6 protein-coding genes, 1 tRNA gene and 1 pseudogene are annotated in these 5,559 nt (G+C 68.2%); 6 read left to right on the forward strand and 2 right to left on the reverse strand.

Annotation, left to right across the window (positions count from 1 at the left end):
• From G6022_RS09940 to G6022_RS09955, 4 genes and pseudogenes are all read left to right on the forward strand, one after another.
• A pseudogene (locus G6022_RS09940) lies at window positions 1–493 on the forward strand (hypothetical protein); the annotation flags it as partial.
• A 279-nt stretch (window positions 494–772) separates the two neighbouring features.
• Complete coding sequence (locus tag G6022_RS09945) at window positions 773–1,063, forward strand: DUF485 domain-containing protein (protein WP_179524675.1); 291 nt, start codon at window positions 773–775, stop codon at window positions 1,061–1,063.
• On the forward strand, window positions 1,063–2,685 hold the full coding sequence (locus tag G6022_RS09950) for a cation acetate symporter (RefSeq protein WP_179524676.1): 1,623 nt from the start codon (window positions 1,063–1,065) through the stop codon (window positions 2,683–2,685). Before G6022_RS09945 ends, G6022_RS09950 begins: the two co-directional genes overlap by 1 nt.
• A gap of 240 nt (window positions 2,686–2,925) precedes the next feature.
• On the forward strand, window positions 2,926–3,399 hold the full coding sequence (locus G6022_RS09955; protein ID WP_241730590.1) for a hypothetical protein: 474 nt from the start codon (window positions 2,926–2,928) through the stop codon (window positions 3,397–3,399).
• Between the two features lie 81 nt (window positions 3,400–3,480).
• Here the strand turns inward: G6022_RS09955 and G6022_RS09960 are convergent, their stop codons facing one another.
• Complete coding sequence (locus G6022_RS09960) at window positions 3,481–3,807, reverse strand: hypothetical protein (protein WP_179524678.1); 327 nt, start codon at window positions 3,805–3,807, stop codon at window positions 3,481–3,483.
• Window positions 3,808–4,035: 228 nt separating this feature from the next.
• Window positions 4,036–4,111: transfer RNA gene (locus G6022_RS09965), tRNA-Arg, on the reverse strand.
• Between the two features lie 214 nt (window positions 4,112–4,325).
• Here G6022_RS09965 and rplM point away from each other — a divergent pair.
• On the forward strand, window positions 4,326–4,769 hold the full coding sequence (gene rplM / locus G6022_RS09970) for a 50S ribosomal protein L13 (RefSeq protein WP_107748654.1): 444 nt from the start codon (window positions 4,326–4,328) through the stop codon (window positions 4,767–4,769).
• 113 nt (window positions 4,770–4,882) lie between these two features.
• On the forward strand, window positions 4,883–5,308 hold the full coding sequence (gene rpsI / locus G6022_RS09975; RefSeq protein WP_259847906.1) for a 30S ribosomal protein S9: 426 nt from the start codon (window positions 4,883–4,885) through the stop codon (window positions 5,306–5,308).
• Window positions 5,309–5,559: the final 251 nt, after the last annotated feature.

Consider the following 5,559-nt stretch of genomic DNA (forward strand, 5'->3'; position numbering starts at 1 on the left):
CGCCCTCGGCCTGTGGGCCTTCGGTGGGGACGCGGGTCTGGACGGGCGCCCGTACCGCGAGGTAGCCCCGCTCACCCGCCTCGACGCCCCCACCCCCGAGGGGAGCCACCGCGATTCGCTTGCCGGCGCCCTGGCGTCGCTCCCCGGGCTGGTCGGCGGGGGGACGGATCTCCACCGGACCGTGCTCGACGCCTACGCGGCGGTCCGGTCGGGCTACGACCCCGACATGATCAACTCGATCATCGTGATCTCCGACGGGGCCGACGACACGGTGTCGGAGCTGACCCGGGACGACTTCCTCCTCGCACTCCGGGGCATGGTCGACCCGTCCGAGCCGGTGATCGTGGTGACCGTCGGCCTGCTCGACGACGCCGACCCGGAGACCCTGGCCGAGATCGCCCGGGTGACCGGGGGGAGCAGTCATGTCGCGCAGACGACCGACGAGATCGTCCGGGTGTTCGCCGACGCCGTCGGTCGACGGGGCGGTGCCTGACCCCGACGCCGGCGCCGACCCCCCCCGGATGAGGTGGCTCCGCCCCCCGATAGGGGTGGTGTCACCACCGCGTTTGCCTCCGTCGGCCCCCCGGGGCGGATTGGCCTCGGCAAACCCTTGTGTCCCGTGTCACACTTCTCCAGTCCTAGTCTGTGAGGCGCATCACTACAGAGGTGTGGCTCGAGAGAACTGAAACGGAGGACCTCCGTGTCCCAACCAGCTGATCCCCCGGTGGGAGGATCGTCACGACGTAGCCCGGAAGCGGCTGACTTCGAGGCGATGCACTCCAGCCCGGAATTCCAGGAGTTGCGCAGCAAGTTCAGGGCCTTCGTCTTCCCCATGACGATCGCCTTCCTCGTCTGGTACTTCCTGTACGTGCTACTGGCGGTCTACGCGACCGACTTCATGGCGACCAGGGTCTTCGGGAACATCACCTGGGGGCTGATCATCGGTCTGGCGCAGTTCGTCACCACGTTCCTCATCACGTTCCTGTACATCCGGTTCGCCAACCGGGTGATCGACCCCCGCGCGGAAGCGATCCGCCACGAGCTGGAAGGTGAGGTGGCCTGATGGGCGACTGGCTGATCAACATCCGTGAGCTCACCCCGGGGGAGCAGGTCGGCTCCACTCTGCTCAACATGGTCGTGTTCGGCATCTTCATCGTCGTCACCATGACGCTGGTGCTGCGGGCGTCCAAGTCGACCAAGTCGACCAAGGACTTCTACACCGGTGGCTCCACCTTCACGGGGCCGCAGAACGGGTTCGCGATCGCCGGCGACTACCTCTCGGCGGCCTCGTTCCTGGGCATCGCCGGTGCCATCGCCATCAACGGTTACGACGGCTTCCTCTACTCCATCGGCTTCCTGGTGGCGTGGCTGGTGGCGCTGATGCTCGTCGCCGAGCTGATGCGGAACACCGGTCGGTTCACCATGGCCGACGTGCTGAGCTTCCGTCTCAACCAGCGGCCCGTCCGCATGGCCGCCGCCCTGGCGACTCTCGCGGTCTGCCTGTTCTACCTCATCGCCCAGATGGCGGGCGCCGGCGGTCTGGTCGCCCTGCTGCTCAACATCAACGATTCCACCGGCCAGGCGATCGTCGTCGCGGCCGTCGGGATCCTGATGATCGTCTACGTGCTGGTCGGTGGCATGAAGGGCACCACGTACGTGCAGATGGTCAAGGCCGTGCTGCTCGTGGGTGGCGTGCTGATCATGTGCCTGTTCGTCCTGGTGGCGGCGCGGGGCAACTTCTCGGCACTCCTCGGCGAGGCCGTCGCCAACTCGGGTAAGGACCTCCTCAGCCCGGGTCTGCAGTACGGCGCCACCGAGACCAGCAAGCTCGACTTCATCTCCCTGTCGATCGCCCTGGTCTTCGGCACCGCCGGCCTGCCCCACGTGCTGATGCGCTTCTACACGGTCCCCACCGCCAAGGAGGCCCGTCGCTCGGTCACCTGGGCGATCGCGCTCATCGGGTCCTTCTACCTGTTCACCCTGGTCCTCGGCTTCGGTGCCGCGGCAATGGTGGGATCGGACGTCATCGAGGCGGCGCCGGGTGGCGTGAACTCGGCGGCCCCGCTGTTGGCCTTCGCGCTCGGAGGGGAGATATTCCTCGGCATCATCTCTGCGGTCGCCTTCGCGACGATCCTCGCGGTGGTCGCGGGATTGGCGATCACCGCCTCGGCGTCGTTCGCCCACGACATCTACAACGGTGTGATCAAGCACGGCAAGGCCACGGAGAAGGCCCAGCTGCGCGTGTCCCGGATCACCGTCGTGGTGATCGGTGTCGCGTCCATCATCATGGGCATCGGCGCCATGGGGCAGAACATCGCGTTCCTCGTCGCCCTCGCCTTCGCCATCGCGGCGTCGGCGAACCTGCCGACCATCCTCTACTCGCTGTTCTGGAAGCGCTTCAACACCACCGGTGCGCTGTTCTCCATGTACGGCGGCCTGATCAGCACACTCGTGCTGATCGCGCTCTCGCCCGCGGTCTCGGGTGGCCCGAAGTCGATGATCACCAGTGTCGACTTCTCGCTGTTCCCCCTGTCCAACCCGGGCATCGTGTCGATTCCGCTGGCGTTCCTGCTCGGCATCATCGGCACGTTCCTCGGGAAGAAGGACGAGTTCCCGCAGAAGCGGGTGGAGATGGAGGTCCGCTCCCTCACCGGCGTCGGTGTGGAGAAGACCATCAACCACTGACCCGGCCCACCCGGGCGGAACCGATCCCGACCCGCCCGACCGCGAGACGCGGTCGGGCGGGTCGCGTCGTCGTCCCGGTGCGCCCCGGGGGTCGAACCCCGACCGACGGGAAGTCGGTGGACAAAGGGACTACCCTCGGTGACCACCACACCGATTCGGAGGCGGTCAGAACAGATGTATCCCGGACAGGACGACCAGACGCGGCGCATGGGGCAACCCGACTCGCGCGCGTATTCGCAGATGGGCGGAGACCCAGGGTACGACGAGCCCTACTCGAACGAGGCCGCTTATCAGGAGCGCCGTGAACCCCGCGGTCCCGCGATCGACGTGGGCAAGTTCCTCGGCAGCGTCGCGGCCACGGCACTCGTGGCGGCGATCGCCGGGTGGCTGATCGCCTGGGTGGTGGAGGCGGCGTTCGGCCGCTTCGGCCACCAGTGGGCGAACGGCGGCAACACCCCCACCATGTACGCGGTCTACGGGGCGGTGGCCGCGATCCTGGCCGGGCTCCTCTGGTACCTGCTGCTGGTGGGTACGGCGAACCCGCAGCAGTTCTTCTCGTGGACCGTGGGATTGCTGATCATCGCGGCGGTGGCGCTCCCGCTGCTGGTGACGGTGCCGTTCCTCGACGGGTTGGCCGCGGCGATAGTCCATCTGTTCATCGGCCTGCCGATCCTCGCGTTGACAGGGGCGTTCGCCGCGACCCTGCGACGCTGATCCCCGTGACGCACCCGAGCCCGCTGATGATCCATCAGCGGGCTCGGGTGCGTCCGGCCGGTCGGGCGGCCTACCCGTGACTCAGGCCGCGTGCCTGCAGGTCGGGCAGGAGCAGTCGTCGCACACGCAGTTCGCGCACTCGTGGCGCTCCCCGCAGTTGTCGCACGAGCACACGTTGTGGTTACAGGTCTCGCAGGTGCAGTCGGTACAGGTGCACACCGCGCAACTGTCGGTGCAGTTGTCACACGAGCAGGTGGTGCACTCGTCGTAGTGGCCGTCGTGCTCGCGGTGCAGGTGACCGTCGTGCAGGTAGTCGACGTGATCCTCGTGGACCACGGCCTCGTGACCGCAGCCGGGTCCGTGGGTGTGCGAGTGGGGCTCGGCGTTGGGGTGGTCGGTCACGGTCATCGGTGTCGCTCCTGGTCGTCGCCGGCGTGTCGCCGCCGGGCATGGCTGGCGGATGTCACGGGAGTCGCCGGATCGCTCGCGGGTCGGCACTCGTCCATGGCATGCACAGATTGTCATACGTGCATGTATTGCTGTCAACGGCGTCAGTGGTCCCGTCAGGTCTGGCCGAGAGGCGTCGTGCGGCATCCGCGGTGGTGGGGCGGGCGTCGGATGGTCGGACGCGCGCCGTGGTGCCCTCGAGAGGAATCGAACCTCCGACACCGGCTTTAGGAGAGCCGTGCTCTATCCACTGAGCTACGAGGGCGGGAACCGGGGGAGAGTCTAACTGATCCGCGCCGGTCCCGTGATCGGCGAGTTGGAGTGTCGACAGCCGGGCGGTAGGCTTGGCCGCTGGCGTCCGTGTCGTCCCCGTATCCCGGGATCGACGGACCGCCTCCGCGGGTCACCACCGGCCGCCGCGCGAGGGGGTGGGCGTCCGACAGGCCGGCAGCCCCACTAGACAGACAGAGGTATTGCCTGTGTCCACGTACACCCCCAAGCCCGGGGACGTGACGCGCGCCTGGTACGTCATCGACGCCACTGATGTGGTTCTCGGTCGACTCGCCGTGCAGGTCGCCAACATCCTCCGTGGCAAGCACAAGCCGCAGTTCGCCCCGAACGCCGACACCGGCGACTTCGTCATCATCATCAACGCCGACAAGGTCGCGATCTCGTCCAACAAGCGCGAGCGCGTCATGCACCACCGTCACTCCGGTTTCCCGGGCGGGCTCAAGTCGCAGTCCCTCGGCAAGGCCATGGACACGCGCCCCGACCGCGTCGTCGAGAAGGCCGTCAAGGGCATGCTCCCGAGCAACAAGCTCGGTCGTGCCGTCGCCTCCAAGCTGAAGGTGTACGCGGGCCCCGAGCATCCGCACGCCGCCCAGCAGCCCGTGCCCTACGAGATCAAGCAGGTGGCCCAGTGACCGACGAGAACATCACCCCCGAGGCCGAGCTCGCCGATGACACGGTGGCGGAACTCGCCGCCGAGGTCGCCGAGGACTACAGCGAGGCCGACTACGCCGGCGGTACCGACTACGTGGCCGACGCCGAGACCCAGCTGGCCCCGGTCGTCTCCTCCGGTCCGACGCAGGCGGTCGGCCGTCGCAAGGAGGCCGTCGCCCGCGTCCGCCTCATGCCCGGCTCCGGCCAGTTCACCCTCAACGGTCGCACCCTCGAGGAGTACTTCCCGAACAAGGTGCACCAGCAGCTCGTCAAGTCGCCGCTCGTCCTGGTCGAGCGCGAGGAGCAGTTCGACATCGTGGCGCTGCTCCACGGTGGTGGCCCCTCCGGACAGGCCGGCGCGCTGCGTCTGGCCATCGCCCGCGCGCTGATCCAGTACGCGCCGGACGACCGCCCGGCGCTCAAGAAGGCCGGCTTCCTCACCCGGGACGCCCGCGCCGTCGAGCGCAAGAAGGCCGGCCTCAAGAAGGCCCGTAAGGCCCCGCAGTACTCGAAGCGCTGATCTCCGCGCTCGACACCCCAGAGCAGGCGCCCGCGATCGCGGGGGCCTGCTCTGGCTCGTTTTCCAAGGGACCTCACGGCCGGGGCTATCCTTACCCGGTCCGGAACACCCACCCCCAGTGCGGTGGCGGTCCCACTACCCCGGAGGATCACGCACCATGACCCGACTGTTCGGCACCGACGGGGTTCGCGGACTCGCCAATCGGACGCTCACCGTGGACCTGGCCGTCCGCCTCGGAGCGGCCGCCGCCT

The organism is Dietzia sp. Cai40 (assembly GCF_014145165.1).
Lineage (GTDB): Bacteria > Actinomycetota > Actinomycetes > Mycobacteriales > Mycobacteriaceae > Dietzia > Dietzia natronolimnaea.